This window comes from Micromonospora sp. NPDC003241 (assembly GCF_053589795.1).
On record NZ_JBSFSO010000009.1, the window covers coordinates 171,972 to 187,985 of the forward strand.

A 16,014-nucleotide genomic window follows, 5' to 3' on the forward strand; every position below is an offset into this window, starting at 1 on the left:
CTCAGCCGGACCGGCTCTCCGTTCACGACTGCGGTACTCCGCTGCGCTGCGTTCCTCGCGCTCACCGGTCCACCTCCAGGCCGGAGGCCAGCGGGGTGACCTCGTCGTACGTCGGTTGCCGCTCGTGGTCGACCTCGGCCTGCTCGTACGCGGTGACCAGGTTGGCGTAGCCGGGCACGGTGGCCAGCAGCGTGGTGTGGGTGCCTCGCGCGATCACCCGGCCCTGCTCCAGGTAGATGACCTCGTCGGCGAGGGCGATGGTGGCGCGGCGGTAGGCCACCACCAGGATCGACGCTCCCGGGCCGCCCGCCTCGGACGAGCGCAGCCCGGCCAGGATGGCGGCCTCCACGCGCGGGTCGACCGCGCTGGTGGCGTCGTCGAGCACCAGCAGGCGGGGACGCCCGGCCAGCGCCCGGGCCAGGGTGAGCCGCTGCCGCTGCCCGCCGGAGAGCGAGGTGCCCCGCTCGCCGACCCTGGTGTCCAGCCCGTCGGGCAGCGCGGCGACGAACCCGTCGGCCTCCGCCAGCCGCAACGCGGCCCACACGGCCTCGTCGTCGATGCCCGCCCGGTCCAGCGAGACGTTGGCCCGGACGGTGTCGTCGAAGACGAACGGCACCTGCGCCACCAACGCCACGGTGCCGGCGAGTGAGTCGGCGGCCAGTTCGCGCACGTCCACGCCGTCGAGGCGTACGGTCCCGGCGCGGGGGTCGACCAACCGCACCGCCAGCGACGTCACGGTGGACTTGCCGGAGCCGGTCGGCCCGACCAGGGCGACGGTCTTGCCGGCCGGCACGGTGAAGGTGACCTCGCCGAGCACCTCGGCACCGGGCAGGTGCGCCTCGGCCGGCTCGTAGGCGAAGGCGACGTCGGTGAAGGAGAGCGTGGCGGGCGCCTCGGCGTCCGGGTCCAGCCGAGTGCTGCCGTACGGCATCTCGCCGGTGGCGTCGAGCACCCGGCGGACCCGGTCCCAACCGGCGACGCTGCGCGGAAGCTCGGCGAGGACCCAGCCGATGGCGCGCACCGGGAAGGCCAGCACGGTGAAGAGGAACGCGACGCTGACCAGCTCGGCGACCGAGATGGCGCCCTGCTGCAACCGGTACGCGCCGACCACCAGCACGGCGAGCGTGCCGAGGCTGGGCAGGGTCTCCAGCATCGGGTCGAAGACGCCGCGCAGTCGACCGACCGAGATCAACGCATCGCGTAGCTGGCCGGCGCGGGCCGCGAACCGGTCGGTCTCCTGGGCCTCCCGACCCATCGTCTTGACCACCAGCGCGCCGTCGAAGCTCTCGTGCGCGATGCCACTGACCTCGGCACGCAGCCGCTGCGCGCGGGCCTGACGCGGGGCCATCCGGCGGGAGTAGGCCACGTTGAGCGCGAACAACGCCGGGAACACGGCCAGCCCGACCAGAGCCAGGGCCCAGTCGGTGAAGAAGAGCGATCCGACCGCGCCGACCAGCATCACCAGCGTGCCGACCGCGAACGGCAGCGGCGCGATCGGGTGCCAGGCGGCCTCCACGTCCGAGTTCGCGTTGGACAGCAGGGTGCCGGTGGCGTTGCGGTGGTGCCAGGACAGCGGCAGTTCCAGGTAGCGGCGGGTGACCCGGCGTCGGTAGTCGGCCTGGAGGCGGTACTGCATGTATCCGGCGCCGAGCCGCCGGCCGAAGATGCCGACCACCCGCAGCACGCTGATCCCGAGCAGCGCGGCGGCGGCCAGGGCCAGTACGCCCACGCCGACCGACCCGCTTTCGATGGCCGGTACCACCACGTCGCCGACCACCGCGCCGACCACGAACGCGCTGCCCACCACCATCACGCCGAACAGCACACTGCCGCTGACCGCGACCGCGAAGATCCTCGGTTGTTCCCGGATGGCCCGCCAGAGGACGGCCAGCCCGCGACCGAGCACCTCCCGACTAGTCCCGCTCGCCACGTATCTCCCCCGCCGTAAGCCACCACAATCCTCCCTCATCCTTACCGCAGCGCGACCATCCCGCCGACCCGCGGCGATATGTCCGACGTCACCTCGCGAGCCGGCACGAACCGGGCGGACCGGCCGCGCTCGGCCTACGATCACCACATGCCGCGCTACGCCCGGTCGGAGCGCGAGGCGCTCACCGACCTGATGTCGACCCTGGGTCCGGACGCCCCGACGCTCAACGAGGGCTGGACCACCCGTGACCTGGCCGCGCACCTGGTGGTGCGGGAACGGCGGCCGGACGCCGCCGCCGGCATCCTGATCGGGCCGCTGGGCGACCACGCCGAGCGGGTCCGGCGCGAGATCGCCGCGCAGGACTGGGCCGACCTGCTCGCCCAGGTACGCCAGCCGCCGGTGTGGAGCCCGGTGAGCAACCCGCTCACCGACGAACTGGCCAACACGATGGAGTTCTTCATCCACCACGAGGACGTCCGGCGGGCCCAGCCCGAGTGGCAGCCCCGCGCGCTGCCCACCGGACTGGAGCAGGCGTTGTGGCGGCGGGCCGCCACCCTGGCCCGGATGGCCCTGCGCCGGTTTCCGGCCGAGGTGTCCGTCCGGGCGCCGGGGCTCGGCGAGGTGACCGCCGGTCGGGGCGGCGAGGCGCTGGGGCTGATCGGCGCCCCGGGCGAGTTGGTGCTGTTCCTGAGCGGCCGGCAGCGCGCGGCGCGGGTGCAGGTCGAGGGCGGCACCGAGTCGGCGGATCGACTCCGCAGCGCCAAGCTGGGCTTCTAACCGTCTGTGCGGAACCGGTCACGGCAATATCCGAAACGTTATTTGTCCGATCTCCCGGCCCTCCGCGCCGCTCCCGTACGCTGTCCGCGCCGCCTCGTGGGGAAGCGGCGCGACAGGGAGCCCGATGCGAAGCTTTGCGGTCTCGGCCCTGCGGGAGCCCCCGTTCTCCGGCGCCCGGCATCACGACACCGAGCAGGTTGCCCGGGAGAGCACGGACTGGGCGCAGCACCTGGGTCTGATCAGTAACGGCCAGCGACTACGCCGGGCGGATGCGGCCGGGTTGGCCGGACGGGCCTGCCCGGAGGCGTCGCTGGACGGCCTGCGCCTGCTGGCCGACCTGATCTCCTGGCTGTTCGTGATGGACGACGCCTGCGACGAGGACGGTCTGGGCAACGACCCGACCCGACTCGCGCCGACCGTGGCCGCACTGCTCGACGTGCTGGACCGCCAGGGCACGCCGACGGAGTCGGCGATCGGCACGGCCGGGCCCCTGGGGCTCGCGCTGGCCGACCTGTGCGGGCGCGTCCGGGCCCGCCAACGCCCGGCGGTGCTGCTGCACTTCACCTCGGCCATGCGGGGCTACCTGCTCGCACTGCTGTGGGAGGCGGCCAACCGCGAACACGGCCGGGTGCCGCCTGTCGACGAGTACGTCCAGATGCGCCGGCACACCGGCGGCGTCTATCCCAGCATCACGCTCACCGATCTGGCTCTGGACGGTTTCCCACCGGCCGACCAGCGGGCCGATCCCGACTGGGCCGAGTTGGACCTGCTCGCCGCCGACCTGGTCTGCTGGTGCAACGACGTCTTCTCCTACGGCAAGGAGCACCGGGACGGCCCGGACGCGCACAACCTGGTCACCGTGCTGGCCGGGGAGACCGGCGACGAGTCCACGGCGCTACGGGCCGCCGCGGAGCGGTTCAACGACGGGCTGAGCGCGTACCTGGCCGCCGAGCACGAGTTGCTGGCCAGTCACGGCGACGCGGTCCGGCCGGCGCTTGCGGCCCGCCGCAACTGGATCCGGGCCACCTACGACTGGTCCCGAGCCGCCGAGCGGTACGCGTGACACGACGGCGTCATCGACCGGTACGGGGGCGGCGATGATCGTCAGGGCTAGCCGATGCCCCGGCGCAGGCAATACCCTTCGGTAACGAACACCGACGTGACGACCGTCACGCCTCCACCCCCGAAGGCGGCTACAGCGATGGCTCTCGATGTACCGTACCGTTCCATTCCTGACATGTTCCTCAAGCGTGTGGCGGCCACCCCCGACCGCCACGCTTTCGCCCACCCCGGTCCGGACAACACGCCGGTCTGGCTGACCTGGACGCAGGTCGCCACCCGGGCGAAGGCGGTCGCCGCCGGCCTGCACGGCCTGGGCGTCGGCCAGGAGGACCCCGTGGCGATCCTGGCGAACACCCGGCTCGACTGGGTGATCGCCGACTTCGGCGTCATGTGCGCCAGCGGCGCGACGACCACGGTCTACCCGACGACCGAACCGCAGGACGCCACCTACATCCTCGCCGACTCCGCCTCCAAGGTGCTGTTCGCCGAGGACCCGACCCAGGCGGCCAAGATCGCCGGCGCGGACCTGCCCGCGCTGACCCACGTGGTCCTCTTCGACGGCGAGCCCGACCCGACGGCGGCGGTGCCCCAACTGACCCTCGCCCAACTGGAGGAGCAGGGCGCCCAGCGCCTCGCCGAGGACCCGGAGCTGGTCGACCGCATCGTGGCCGGCATCGGCCCCGAGCACCTGGCCACCCTGATCTACACCTCCGGCACCACGGGGCGACCCAAGGGCGTCGAGCTGCTGCACGGCGGCTGGTGCTGGGAGGGTGTGGCGCAGGAGGCGGTGGGCCTGCTGCGCGAGGACGACCTCCAGTACCTCTGGTTGCCGCTGTCGCACTCGTTCGGCAAGACACTGCTCTGCGGCACCACCCACGTAGGCATGCCGACGTACGTGGACGGGCGGGTCGACAAGCTCGTCGAGCTGCTCTCGGTGGTCCGTCCGACGCTGATGTGCGGCGCGCCCCGGGTCTTCGAGAAGGTCTACAACAAGTCGGTGACCACCGCGCAGGGCGCCGGCGGCGCGAAGGCGAAGATCTTCGCCTGGGCGGTCGGCGTCGGCAAGGAGAAGGTCGCCCTCGACCAGGCCGGCAAGCCGGTGCCGGGCGGCCTGAAGCTCAAGTACGCGGTGGCCGAGAAGCTGGTCTTCAGCAAGCTCCAGGCCCGCCTCGGCGGACGGATCCGGGTGCTGGTGTCCGGTGCCGCCCCGCTCAGCCCGGAGATCGCGACCTTCTTCGCCGCGGCGAACCTGCCGATCTCCGAGGGCTACGGGCTGACCGAGAGCAGCGCCGGCAACTTCGTCAATCCGCCCGGCGAACTGCGGATCGGCACGGTCGGCAAGGCCATGGGCGATCTGGAGTGCCGCATCGACGGCGACGGCGAGATCCTGATCAAGGGTCGGCCGGTCATGCGCGGCTACCACAACCTGCCGGAGGAGACGGCCGCCGTCTTCACCGAGGACGGCTTCTTCCGGACCGGCGACATCGGCAGCCTCGACGCCGACGGCTACCTGCGCATCACCGACCGGAAGAAGGACCTGGTCAAGACGTCCGGCGGCAAGTACATCGCGCCGTCGCACATCGAGGGCATGTTCAAGGCCACCTGCCCGTACACCTCGCAGGCGGTGGTGATCGCACAGGCCCGCAACTTCTGCACCCTGCTGGTCACGCTGGACCCGGATGCCATCGCCGGCTGGGCTGCGGGCACCCCGCTGGAGGGTCGCCCGTACGCCGAGATCGTCTCCTCGTCGGAGGCGCAGGCCATGGTCGATGGGTACGTGGCCGAGCTCAACACCAAGCTGAACCGCTGGGAGACCATCAAGAAGGTCACCATCCTGCCGCGCGACCTGACCATCGAGGACGGCGAGATCACCCCGTCGCTCAAGATCAAGCGGCGTGGGGTGGAGAGCAACTTCTCCGCCGAGATCGACAAGATGTACGCGGGCACGGTCGCCGAGATCTGACCGTCGTCGACAGCGGAACGCACGTCGCCGGCCCCGCACCCACCCGTGGGTGCGGGGCCGACGCGTACCCGCTCACAGATGGCGTCCCCGCCAGGTCGTCTGCTCGGCCTCGGTGGCGAGTTGCTCGGCCATCGCCACGTCCCGGACCTGATGGCGCAACGGCGCGTCGGTCAGCGTCTGCACCACCGCCACCGCCAGCACGACCACGGTGAGCAGCGCCAGGGCGACCAGTTCCGGCACCTGGGCGGCGACCGGGACCAGCAGCACCAGCAGGCACACGCCACCGACAGTCGGCCACCGCATCGTGTGCAGGACCCGCCAGCCCAGCGCCACCAGCGTCACCAGATAGACCGCCACCCCGCCGTGCAACACCAGCAGGTCCCCGCCGGGCAACAGGCTCCCGGCCGGGCTGGTCGGCTCGGCGGCACCGCTGAGCACCCGTTTGAGCCCTAGCGCGAACAGGATCGGGCCGGCGACCAGCGGCAGGTGCAGGTAGGTGTAGGCGTCGCGGGCCAGCGCCGACCGCGCTCGCGGATCCCGGGTGCGGTGCAGCACCTGTTCCAACGCCAGCGCCAGCGTGTCGAAGTACGCCCACCAGAGCGCGGCGACCACCGCCACCGCGAGCATCGCCGAGATGATCACCAGCCAGGTCAGCGGCAGCTCGACGACGAAGCCCGCGCCGAGCCCCAACGCGATGATCGTCTCGCCGAGCGCCACCAGCACGATCAGGGCGTGCCGCTCGGCCCAGTGCCCAGCCGAGAGCAGGGTCCAGTTGCTGCTGCCCAGGGCCACTGCCGCTCCGTACTCGACGACGATCGCCGCGATCCAGAACAGCAGCCGCAGCCCGACCTCGCCCGGCTCGTCGGCGAGCCGCTGCGGCAACAGCGCGGCGGCCAGCACCAGTGTGCCGACCACCGCCGCCCGTCCCGCCGCGGCCAGGAAACGGCGACGCAGCTCGGGATCGCCCCGGGCCAGCCAGCCCAGGATGCCCACCTGGACGGCCCGGACGAGGAAGTAGCAGATCGCGAACACCAGCGGCCCGGACAGCCCACCGGCCTCGCTGCGGAATGCCTGCGGCATGGCGAGCGCGAAGACCAGGGCCCCGCCCATGGTGGCGAACGCGAGGAAGGGCAGCACCCCCTGGTCGGTACGGACCAGGTTGCCGATCACCGCGAAGCCGGTCCAGGCCCACCAGAGCAGCACCAGCACGACCACGCACTGGAGCAGGCCGCGCGGCGTGAAGTTGTCGGCGGTGAGCGTGGTGACCTGGATGAAGGCGAAGACGAAGACCAGGTCGTAGAAGAGCTCCAGGCGGGTGGCGCGGGACCCGGGTGCACCCGGTCGCACCCCGCGCGACCAGCGCACACCCCTGAGTCCGTCCACCCCGGCAGTCTGCCCGGCACCGACCGGCAGGCGGGGTCGATCAGCCGGATCGACACCGTCGCGCCACGCTCAGGCGATGACGCTCGGCTCCCGCCACCGGGGCAGGCCGGCGCGGTCCAGGTCGTACCGGACCGCGGCGATCCGGCCCACCGCCTCGACCAGGTCCGCGGCGGGCAGGGTGAAGGGCAGCCGCAGGAAGCGTTCCAGCGTGCCGTCCAGGCCGAACCGGGGTCCCGGCGCCAGGCGTACGCCGACCTCCTCGGTCGCCCGGGCCAGCGCGCTGGAGATCGGGCCGTCCAGTTCGGCCCAGAGCGTCACGCCGCCGCGCGGCACGGTGACCCGCCACTCCGGCAGCCGGTCGGCCAGCGCGCCGAGCAACGCGTCCCGTTGCGCCGCCAGTTGCGTACGCCGGGCGGCGACGATGCCCGGCGCGGCGGCCAGCAGGTGCACGGCGACGAGCTGGTCCAGCACCGGACTGGACATGTCGACGCCGACCCGGGCCGCGGCCAGCCGCTGCACCTGCGGCGCGGAGGCCCTGATCCAGCCGATCCGTAGACCGCCCCAGAAGGGCTTGCTCATGCCGCCGATGCTGACCACCCGGGAGTGGCGGTCGAAACTCGCGGTCGGTGGCGGCAGTGTGGTGCCGTCCAGCGGCAGGTCCACGAAGGACTCGTCGATGACCAGGTCGGTGCCGACGGCATGCGCGGTGGTCACCAGCCGCTCGCGCAGCTCCGCCGCCATCAGGTGCCCGGTCGGGTTCTGGAAGTCCGGGATCAGGTAGGCCACCCGGGGGCGTGCCTGTCGGAGCGAGCCGAGCATCAGGTCGGCGTCCCAGCCGGTGGCGTCGGCGGCCAGGCCGTGGGTGGTGATCCGGGCCCGTCGGGCGGCCAGCGCGGCCAGCGCGTTGGGGTAGCTCGGTGACTCGACCAGCACCCCGCCGCCCGGCGCCAGGGCCAGGCGGAGCACCAGGTCCAGGGCGTGCTGGGTGCCGTTGGTGACCATGATCTGGTCGGGTGAGGTGGGTAGTCCCCGGTCGGTGTAGCCCTGGGCCACCGCCTCCCGCAGCTCGATGATGCCGGTCGGGTGATAACCGGCCCCGCCCAGGTAGCGGGGCAGGTCCTCGGTCGCGGCCTGGGCCGCCGGCAGCAGCTCCGGTGGGGCGGCCAGCGCCGCCACCCCCAGGTCGATCATGTCCCGGTCGTCGAGCGGGATCCAGAGCCCGTTGGGCGCCACCCGGTGCGTGCCGGGCAGCCGGGTCCAGCTTCCCGCACCCCGGCGGCTGGACAGGTGCCCGCTGTCGCGCAGTTCACGGTACGCGGCGGTGACGGTGGTCCGGCTGATCCGCAACGCCTCGGCCAGGTCCCGTTCCGCCGGCAGGCGTACGCCCAGCGGCAGTCGTCCGTCGGCGAGCAGGCCGCGTACCGCGCCGGCCAGCGCGGCGTAGTCGGGACTGCGCCGTCGCCCGGGCAGGGCATGCCACTGGCCGAGCAGTCGGGCCAATTGCGCCCCGCGCACCTGACTCGCCATGGCCACTCCCGGAAAATTGGCTCTATGCGTGCCCAGATTGGCCCCTAGAGTGGCATGCGTGACCCTGATTGGCAACCTCCGCCACCGGCCGGTCCGGCGACTGACCCAACTCCACGTCGGCCTCGTCCTCTACGGCTTCAGCATGGCGCTGATGATCCGTTCCGAGCTGGGCCTGAACCCCTGGGACGTGTTCCACCAGGGGCTCTCCCGGCTGACCGGGCTGACCATGGGCACCACGGTCATCCTGGTGGGCGCCCTGGTGCTGTTGACCTGGATCCCGCTGCGGCAACGTCCCGGCATCGGCACCGTGGCCAACGTGGTGGTGATCGGCCTGGCCGTCGACGCGACGCTGGCCCTGCTGCCCACCGGCGGACCGCTGCCGGTGCGGATCGCGCTGCTGGTGGCCGGCATCGTCGGCAACGGCGTCGCCACCGCCCTCTACCTCGGCGCCCGGCTCGGGCCGGGGCCCCGCGACGGGCTGATGACCGGCCTCGTCGCCCGCCGGCCCGGCTGGTCGCTACGCCTGGTCCGCACCGCCATCGAGATCGGCGTGCTGGCCGTCGGCTGGCTACTCGGCGGGACGGTCGGCCTTGGCACCGTCGCGTACGCACTGACCATCGGCCCGCTCGCCCAGTTCTTCCTGCCGGTCTTCGACACCCCCGAGCCGGGACCCGCACCGGTCGAGACCGCGCCCGCCACCTGACGACGCCACCGTGCCACCCCGCGTACCGGCGGCACCGCCAACCGACACACGACATCGACCCTCGGCGATGGCGTCGTGACGCAGAGTCGCAGTGGGTCGGGTGGTGTTTCCTTCCCGCCGCACTGACGGCAGAATCTCCACATGGGGGAGAACGCCTGGCGTCGGACCGATGCGTGGATCTTCGTCTCGTTGGTGATCGCCAGCGGCGCGGGGAGGCACCGGCGCTCCCCGACAACCCGCCGGCCCGAGGGCGTACGCCTGGCCGACGTGATCTCCACGGCCGACCACCTCGACCGGACACTCCCCGAACGACACGACATCGAGGGCGCGATCCGTCGACTGCTCGGCGCCGGCCTGGTGGACGTCGCCGACGGCTGGTTCCGGATCACCGCCGACGGGGAGCGGCTCTGGCGTACCCGACCCAGCGCCGGACTGGCCACCACCGTCGACACCGTGCAGGGCGTGCTCAGCCGACGGCACCCGCCCGGCAACGCGGACTGGCACCTCGACGAGGCCGAGCACACCGCTGCCGTCCAGGAATACCTGGTCCGTTCCGTGCCGATGCCCCGCCGCTCGCCCGAGGGCCATTCCGGCCGGGGCTGAGCGCTCCGGACAGCGACCGGGGCTGAGCGTCTGAGGCTGGCCGCTTGGGTCAGCGGACGGGGTGACCCGCGCCGCGCAACGCGTCCTTGACCTCGGTGACGGTCAGCTCGCCGAAGTGGAAGACGCTCGCCGCGAGGACCGCGTCGGCACCCGCGCCGATCGCCGGAGGGAAGTGCGCCACCTCGCCCGCGCCACCGCTGGCCACCACCGGCACGTCGACCACCCGGCGCACCGCGGCGATGAGTTCGAGATCGAACCCGGCCTTGGTGCCGTCGGCGTCCATCGAGTTCAGCAGGATCTCCCCGGCACCCAGCTCCGCGCCGCGTGCGGCCCACCACACCGCGTCCAGCCCGGTCCCCCGCCGGCCGCCGTGCGTGGTGACCTCGAAACCGCTGTCGGTGGTGCCGGACGGTGCCCGCCGCACGTCCAGCGAGAGCACCAGCACCTGACGGCCGAACCGGTCCGCGATCTCGGCGATCAGCTCCGGCCGGGCGATGGCCGCGGTGTTCACCCCGACCTTGTCGGCACCGGCGCGCAGCAGCGTGTCCACGTCCGCCACCGCACGCACGCCACCGCCCACGGTCAGCGGGATGAAGACCGACTCGGCGGTACGCCGCACCACGTCGAGCATGGTGCCCCGGTCGCTGGAGGAGGCGGTCACGTCCAGGAAGGTCAGCTCGTCCGCGCCCGCCCGGTCGTACGCCGCCGCCAGCTCGACCGGGTCACCGGCGTCCCGCAGGTCGAGGAAGTTGACCCCCTTGACCACCCGACCGGCGTCCACGTCGAGACAGGGGATCACGCGCACCGCCACCGTCATGCCGGAAAGCCTATCGCTCGGTGCCGGTGCGCTGACCGGCCGTACCCGGGCCCCCAGCCGGCTGAGTTGTTAGCAGGGGACCCTTCCTCTACCGCAGGCGTTCTAGAGCCCCTCCTTACCGCTCGGCGAGGGTCTCCAGGGCCTGGGCGACGGTGAACGCGCCCGCGTAGAGCGCCTTGCCGGCGATCACGCCCTCCACGCCGATCGGCTCCAGCGTCGCCAGCGCCCGCAGGTCGTCCAGGGTCGAGACGCCCCCGGAGGCGATCACCGGGGCGTCGGTGCGGCCACACACCGCCCGCAGCAGGTCCAGGTTCGGCCCGCGCATGGTGCCGTCCTTGGTGATGTCGGTGACCACGTACCGGGAGGCGCCGGCCTTGTCCAGCCGCTCCAGCACCTCGTACAGGTCACCGCCGTCGCGGGTCCACCCGCGCGCCGCCAGGGTCCGACCCCGCACGTCCAGCCCGATCGCGACCCGGTCGCCGTACTCGCCGCAGATCCGGTCGCACCACTCCGGGTCCTCCAGCGCCGCGGTGCCGATGTTCACCCGCTCGGCGCCGGTGGCCAGCGCGGCCCGCAGGGACGCGTCGTCCCGGATGCCGCCGGACAGTTCGACCCGTACGTCGAGCCGACGCACCACCTCGGCGAGCAGCGCCGCGTTGGAGCCCCGGCCGAACGCCGCGTCGAGGTCGACCAGGTGGATCCACTCGGCACCGTCCTGCTGCCAGGCCAACGCGGCCTCCAGCGGATCGCCGTAGGTGGTCTCGCTACCCGCGGCGCCCTGCACGAGTCGGACGGCCTCGCCGTCGGCGACGTCCACGGCGGGCAACAGGGTGAGGCTCACGAATCTTGGTCCTCTCAGATCAGGAACGGCGGTTCAGGGCGATCACCACGATCACCGGCAGAACGAGCAACAACAACACGATCAACAACAGCCGCAGCCCCAGGTCGGGGACGAGCAGCCAGATCAGGACCACCGCCGCCAGGGTCAGCGCCACGATCGCGGCACGTTCACCCCGGGAGTACCGGAGCAACCGACCGGTCCGGCCCCGGCGGACGGTGGGCACGAACCGGCGGACCAGCGCTCGACGCCGGGCCCGGCGGGCCATCGCCCGTTCCCGGACCACCTGACGTCGGGCGGCCTCCGCCTCGCGGACCGCGCGACGGCGGGCCCGTTCCTTGCTCACCGGCGCCCCCGCGTACGCCCGGTCGTCCCCGGCCGCCGGGCCCTGCCCTGGTCAGCCACCGACGGGCACCGTGGCCAGCCAGTTGCGCAGCAGGGCGGCACCGGTGTCGGCGGACTTCTCCGGGTGGAACTGAGCGGCCGACAGCGCACCCCGTTCCACCGCCGCGACGAAGTCACGGTCGTGGTGGGCGGTGGTCACCCTGGCCCCGGCCTCGGTCAGCGCCGCCACGTCACCGGCCGCGTACGAGTGCACGAAGTAGAAGCGGCTGTCGGCGGGCAGACCGGCGAAGAGCACCGAACCCACCGGCGCCTGCACGGTGTTCCAGCCCATGTGCGGCAACCGGGCGGCGGGGAGCCGGCTGACGCCACCCGGCAGCAGACCCAGCCCCTTGGTGACCACCCCGTGCTCGTCACCGGACTCGAAGAGGATCTGCATGCCCACGCAGATGCCCAGCACCGGCCGACCGGCGGCGACCCGCTCGGCGATCACCGGACCCGCGCCGATCTCCTCGATGCCGGCCATGCACGCGGCGAAGGCACCCACCCCGGGCACCACCAGACCATCGGACTCGGCGGCGGCGGCCAGGTCTCCGGTGACCACCACGTCGGCACCGGCGGCGGCCAGCGCCCGTTCCGCCGAGCGCAGGTTGCCCGACCCGTAGTCGAGCACCACGACCCGGCGCGGCGCACCCTCGTCACCGACCGGACGAGTGCTCACCTCGGCCACTATCCCTCCCCCGGCAGCAGCCACAGCACACCGGCGACGCTGGCCAGCACGGCCAGCAGCCCGCACACCACCACCGCGCCCCGGGGCGCGCCCTGCCGGTGCAGCGAGAGCGTCCCGCCCACCAGCACCCCGGCGAAGATCAGCAACAGCGTCGGCAGCACCCCGCCCATCAGCGGCACCCCCGCCCGGTCACGCCCCGGCCGGTCACAGCGCGCCCTTGGTGCTCGGGATCGCACCGGCGGAGCGCGGGTCCAGCGCGGTCGCCTCGCGCAGCGCCCGGGAGACCGCCTTGAACTGCGCCTCCACCACGTGGTGGGCGTCCGGGTGCCCGCCGGGGCGGGCCGCCCGCAGCACGTCCACGTGCAGCGTGATCCGGGCCGCCTGACCGAACGACTCCCAGATGTGCCGGGTCATGCTGGTCGGGTAGACCGGCCCGATGTACGGCGCCAGCGCCGGCTCGTCGTGCACCACGTACGGCCGGCCGGACAGGTCGACGGCGGCCCGGACCAGCACCTCGTCCATCGGGACGACGGCCGAGCCGTACCGCCGGATGCCGGCCTTGTCGCCCAGCGCCTGGTCGAACGCGGCGCCCAGCGCCAACGCGGTGTCCTCCATCGTGTGGTGGGCGTCGATCTCCAGGTCACCCACGGTCTGCACGGTCAGGTCGAAACCGCCGTGCCGGGCGATCTGGTGCAGCATGTGGTCGTAGAAGCCGACCCCGGTGCTGATCTCGACCGCTCCGGTGCCGTCGAGGTCGATCTCCACCAGGACCTTGGTCTCCTTGGTGATCCGCTCCACCCGGGCGGTCCGGCTCATGATGTGGTGCCTTTCGGTCGCGGCGGGGCGGCCTGGCCCTCGCGCTGGGTCTCGTCCACGGCGGCAAGGAAGGCGTCGGTCTCGGCCGGGGTGCCGGCGGTGACCCGCAGCCAGCCGGGCAGGCCGACGTCGCGGACCAGCACCCCCTGCGCCAGCATCGCGCGCCAGGCCACGCTCTGGTCGCCGCCCACCTCGTAGAGCACGAAGTTGGCGTCGCTGTCGGCCACCCGCAGGCCCCGCTCGCGCAGCGCGGCGACGATCCGGTCCCGTTGGCGCATGATCTCCGCCACGGTGCCGAGCAGCGTCTCGCGGTGCGCCAGCGCCGCCCGCGCGGCGGCCTGGGTGAGCGCCGAGAGGTGATACGGCAGGCGTACGAGCTGCACCGCCGCCACCACGGCCGGGTCGGCCGCCAGGTAGCCCAGCCGCCCGCCGGCGAACCCGAACGCCTTGCTCATCGTGCGGGTCACCACCAGCCGAGGGTGCCCGGGCAGCACCGCCAGGGCGCTGACCGTCCCCGGCCTGGCGAACTCCGCGTACGCCTCGTCGACCACCACCATGCCCGACGCCGCGTCCAGCACGGCGGTGACCACCGCCGGGTCGAGCGCGGTGCCGGTGGGGTTGTTCGGCGAGCAGAGGAAGACCACGTCGGGCCGGTGCTCACGGATCTGCGCCACCGCCTCGTCGGCGGTCAACCCGAAGTCGACGCCGCGCCGGGCCGGCACCCACCGGGTGCCGGTGCCCAACGCCAGCAGCGGATGCATCGAGTACGCCGGGGTGAAGCCGAGCGCGGTCCGCCCCGGTCCACCGAACGCCTGGAGGAGTTGCTGCTGGATCTCGTTGGAGCCGTTGGCCGCCCACACCCCGTCGCCGGTGAGCCCGTGGCCGACGTACTCGGCCAGGTCGGCGCGGAGCGCCACCGCGTCGCGGTCCGGGTACCGGTTGAGGTCCCGCAGCTCGGCGGCGACGGCCTTGCCGATCGCCTCCACCACCGGCTCCGGCACCGGGTAGGAGTTCTCGTTGGTGTTCAGCCGCACCGGCACGTCGAGCTGCGGCGCGCCGTACGGCGACAGCCCACGCAGATCGTCCCGGATCGGCAGGTCGGACAGCTCGGTCATGACGGGTCCTGAGGGAATCGGGCCGACACCGCCTGGCCGTGCGCGGGCAGGTCCTCCGCGGTGGCCAGCGCCACCACGTGCGGGGCCACCTCCCGCAGCGCCTCCTCGGTGTACTCGACCAGGTGGATGCCGCGCAGGAAGGACTGCACCGAGAGCCCGGAGGAGTGCCGGGCACAGCCGCCGGTGGGCAGCACGTGGTTGGAACCGGCGCAGTAGTCGCCCAGCGACACCGGCGAGTACGCGCCCACGAAGATCGCCCCGGCGTTGCGTACCCGCATCGCCCACTCGCGGGCGTCGACGGTCTGGATCTCCAGGTGCTCCGCCGCGTACGCGTCGACCACCCGCAGCCCGGCGGCCAGGTCGTCGACGAGCACGACGCCGCTCTGCTCCCCGCCCAGCGCGGTGCCGACCCGGTCGGCGTGCTTGGTGGCCGGCACCTGCCGGGCCAGTTCGCGGTCCACCGCGTCGGCCAGCGCCACCGAGGGGGTGACCAGCACGCTCGCCGCCAGCGGGTCGTGCTCGGCCTGGCTGATCAGGTCGGCGGCGACGTGCGCCGGGTCGGCGGTGTCGTCGGCGAGGATGGCGATCTCGGTCGGACCGGCCTCGGCGTCGATGCCCACCACGCCCCGCAGCAGCCGCTTGGCGGCGGTGACCCAGATGTTGCCCGGCCCGGTGATCATGTCGACCGGAGCGCAGTGCGCGCTGCCGGCGGCGTCCACCGCGCAGCCGTACGCCAACATGGCCACCGCCTGCGCCCCGCCGACGGCGTAGACCTCGTCGACGCCGAGCAACGCGCAGGCCGCCAGCACCCGGGCGTCCGGCAGCCCGCCGTTCTCCTTCTGTGGCGGCGAGGCCACCACCAGCGACCGGACTCCGGCCGCCTGGGCGGGCACCACGTTCATCACCACGGTCGACGGGTACATCGCCAGGCCGCCGGGAACGTAGAGACCGACCCGGTCGACCGGCACCCAGCGTTCGGTGACCGTGCCGCCCGGCACGACCTGGGTGGTGTGGTCGGTGCGCCGCTGGTCGTCGTGCACCTTGCGGGCCCGGCTGATCGACTCCAGCAGCGCGGCGCGGACCTGCGGGTCGAGGGTGTCCTCCGCCGCGGCGATCGCCTCGACCGGCACCCGCAGCACGTCCGGGGAGATCCCGTCGAACCGCTCGCTGGCCTCGCGGACCGCCTGGTAGCCATGCTCACGGACCGCCTCCACGATCGGGCGGATGCGCTCGACGGCCACCGACACGTCGAGCTGGGCACGGGGCAGCAGGTGGCGTGGGTCGGGCTCGCCACCGCGCAGGTCGATCCGGTTCAACACCCCTGCGAGTCTAGGCGGCCCGCCGACGGGCCGACCGACGCCGCCCGCTGTCCGGGACGGTGAGCCGGGACACGCCGGTGGCGCCGAGT

General features: G+C 73.1%; 16 protein-coding genes. 5 read left to right on the forward strand and 11 right to left on the reverse strand.

The window, feature by feature from the left end; genetic code table 11:
- Positions 1 to 61: 61 nt before the first annotated feature.
- Positions 62 to 1,930 carry an ABC transporter ATP-binding protein gene (locus tag ACWDVW_RS10730; RefSeq protein WP_449946749.1) on the reverse strand — a complete coding sequence of 623 codons (1,869 nt, stop codon included), beginning with the start codon at positions 1,928 to 1,930 and terminating at the stop codon, positions 62 to 64.
- Positions 1,931 to 2,077: 147 nt separating this feature from the next.
- Here ACWDVW_RS10730 and ACWDVW_RS10735 point away from each other — a divergent pair, with 147 nt between their 5' ends.
- The 3 genes from ACWDVW_RS10735 to ACWDVW_RS10745 all read left to right on the forward strand — a co-directional run bounded on the left by ACWDVW_RS10735 (position 2,078) and on the right by ACWDVW_RS10745 (position 5,732).
- Positions 2,078 to 2,707 carry a TIGR03085 family metal-binding protein gene (locus tag ACWDVW_RS10735; protein WP_449946751.1) on the forward strand — a complete coding sequence of 210 codons (630 nt, stop codon included), beginning with the start codon at positions 2,078 to 2,080 and terminating at the stop codon, positions 2,705 to 2,707.
- A gap of 124 nt (positions 2,708 to 2,831) precedes the next feature.
- The gene (locus tag ACWDVW_RS10740) at positions 2,832 to 3,770 is read left to right on the forward strand and encodes a terpene synthase family protein (RefSeq protein ID WP_449946753.1); all 939 of its coding nucleotides are present in this window, start codon (positions 2,832 to 2,834) and stop codon (positions 3,768 to 3,770) included.
- Positions 3,771 to 3,908: 138 nt separating this feature from the next.
- Positions 3,909 to 5,732 carry an AMP-dependent synthetase/ligase gene (locus tag ACWDVW_RS10745; RefSeq protein WP_449946755.1) on the forward strand — a complete coding sequence of 608 codons (1,824 nt, stop codon included), beginning with the start codon at positions 3,909 to 3,911 and terminating at the stop codon, positions 5,730 to 5,732.
- A gap of 72 nt (positions 5,733 to 5,804) precedes the next feature.
- Here ACWDVW_RS10745 and ACWDVW_RS10750 read toward each other — a convergent pair whose 3' ends face one another.
- Positions 5,805 to 7,115 carry a low temperature requirement protein A gene (locus tag ACWDVW_RS10750; RefSeq protein WP_449946757.1) on the reverse strand — a complete coding sequence of 437 codons (1,311 nt, stop codon included), beginning with the start codon at positions 7,113 to 7,115 and terminating at the stop codon, positions 5,805 to 5,807.
- 69 nt (positions 7,116 to 7,184) lie between these two features.
- A complete protein-coding gene (gene yczR / locus ACWDVW_RS10755; RefSeq protein ID WP_449946758.1) occupies positions 7,185 to 8,642 on the reverse strand; it encodes a MocR-like transcription factor YczR in 1,458 nt (485 codons plus the stop codon).
- A gap of 58 nt (positions 8,643 to 8,700) precedes the next feature.
- On the opposite strand from yczR, the gene yczE reads away from it, so the two are divergent.
- Positions 8,701 to 9,345 (forward strand): membrane protein YczE, encoded by a 645-nt coding sequence (gene yczE / locus ACWDVW_RS10760; protein ID WP_449946759.1) that lies wholly within the window; start codon positions 8,701 to 8,703, stop codon positions 9,343 to 9,345.
- Positions 9,346 to 9,486: 141 nt separating this feature from the next.
- Positions 9,487 to 9,948 carry a hypothetical protein gene (locus ACWDVW_RS10765; protein ID WP_350696402.1) on the forward strand — a complete coding sequence of 154 codons (462 nt, stop codon included), beginning with the start codon at positions 9,487 to 9,489 and terminating at the stop codon, positions 9,946 to 9,948.
- A 49-nt stretch (positions 9,949 to 9,997) separates the two neighbouring features.
- Here ACWDVW_RS10765 and hisF read toward each other — a convergent pair whose 3' ends face one another.
- The 8 genes from hisF to hisD form a co-directional block, all read right to left on the reverse strand.
- A complete protein-coding gene (gene hisF / locus ACWDVW_RS10770) occupies positions 9,998 to 10,765 on the reverse strand; it encodes an imidazole glycerol phosphate synthase subunit HisF (RefSeq protein ID WP_449946760.1) in 768 nt (255 codons plus the stop codon).
- Positions 10,766 to 10,880: 115 nt separating this feature from the next.
- Entirely contained in the window at positions 10,881 to 11,606 is a 726-nt protein-coding gene (priA, locus tag ACWDVW_RS10775; protein WP_350696399.1) for a bifunctional 1-(5-phosphoribosyl)-5-((5-phosphoribosylamino)methylideneamino)imidazole-4-carboxamide isomerase/phosphoribosylanthranilate isomerase PriA, read from the reverse strand.
- Positions 11,607 to 11,625: 19 nt separating this feature from the next.
- On the reverse strand, positions 11,626 to 11,949 hold the full coding sequence (locus ACWDVW_RS10780) for a hypothetical protein (RefSeq protein ID WP_131052746.1): 324 nt from the start codon (positions 11,947 to 11,949) through the stop codon (positions 11,626 to 11,628).
- 51 nt (positions 11,950 to 12,000) lie between these two features.
- On the reverse strand, positions 12,001 to 12,666 hold the full coding sequence (hisH, locus tag ACWDVW_RS10785; RefSeq protein ID WP_449946761.1) for an imidazole glycerol phosphate synthase subunit HisH: 666 nt from the start codon (positions 12,664 to 12,666) through the stop codon (positions 12,001 to 12,003).
- A gap of 8 nt (positions 12,667 to 12,674) precedes the next feature.
- Positions 12,675 to 12,845 carry a hypothetical protein gene (locus ACWDVW_RS10790; RefSeq protein ID WP_350696398.1) on the reverse strand — a complete coding sequence of 57 codons (171 nt, stop codon included), beginning with the start codon at positions 12,843 to 12,845 and terminating at the stop codon, positions 12,675 to 12,677.
- Between the two features lie 34 nt (positions 12,846 to 12,879).
- Complete coding sequence (gene hisB, locus ACWDVW_RS10795) at positions 12,880 to 13,491, reverse strand: imidazoleglycerol-phosphate dehydratase HisB (protein WP_396693010.1); 612 nt, start codon at positions 13,489 to 13,491, stop codon at positions 12,880 to 12,882.
- Positions 13,488 to 14,606 carry a histidinol-phosphate transaminase gene (locus ACWDVW_RS10800; protein WP_449946764.1) on the reverse strand — a complete coding sequence of 373 codons (1,119 nt, stop codon included), beginning with the start codon at positions 14,604 to 14,606 and terminating at the stop codon, positions 13,488 to 13,490. The genes hisB and ACWDVW_RS10800 overlap by 4 nt, the downstream gene beginning before the upstream one ends.
- On the reverse strand, positions 14,603 to 15,925 hold the full coding sequence (gene hisD / locus ACWDVW_RS10805) for a histidinol dehydrogenase (RefSeq protein ID WP_449946765.1): 1,323 nt from the start codon (positions 15,923 to 15,925) through the stop codon (positions 14,603 to 14,605). Before hisD ends, ACWDVW_RS10800 begins: the two co-directional genes overlap by 4 nt.
- Positions 15,926 to 16,014: the final 89 nt, after the last annotated feature.

Excerpts from the sequence above, each read along its gene's own strand:
- ACWDVW_RS10745 (WP_449946755.1), top strand. The coding sequence starts at position 3,909 with ATGGCTCTCGATGTACCGTACCGTTCCATTCCTGACATGTTCCTCAAG.
- ACWDVW_RS10740 (WP_449946753.1), top strand. The coding sequence starts at position 2,832 with ATGCGAAGCTTTGCGGTCTCGGCCCTGCGGGAGCCCCCGTTCTCCGGC.
- ACWDVW_RS10800 (WP_449946764.1), bottom strand. The coding sequence starts at position 14,606 with ATGACCGAGCTGTCCGACCTGCCGATCCGGGACGATCTGCGTGGGCTG.
- ACWDVW_RS10735 (WP_449946751.1), top strand. The coding sequence starts at position 2,078 with ATGCCGCGCTACGCCCGGTCGGAGCGCGAGGCGCTCACCGACCTGATG.
- ACWDVW_RS10765 (WP_350696402.1), top strand. The coding sequence starts at position 9,487 with ATGGGGGAGAACGCCTGGCGTCGGACCGATGCGTGGATCTTCGTCTCG.
- hisF (WP_449946760.1), bottom strand. The coding sequence starts at position 10,765 with ATGACGGTGGCGGTGCGCGTGATCCCCTGTCTCGACGTGGACGCCGGT.
- hisB (WP_396693010.1), bottom strand. The coding sequence starts at position 13,491 with ATGAGCCGGACCGCCCGGGTGGAGCGGATCACCAAGGAGACCAAGGTC.
- yczR (WP_449946758.1), bottom strand. The coding sequence starts at position 8,642 with ATGGCGAGTCAGGTGCGCGGGGCGCAATTGGCCCGACTGCTCGGCCAG.
- ACWDVW_RS10790 (WP_350696398.1), bottom strand. The coding sequence starts at position 12,845 with ATGGGCGGGGTGCTGCCGACGCTGTTGCTGATCTTCGCCGGGGTGCTG.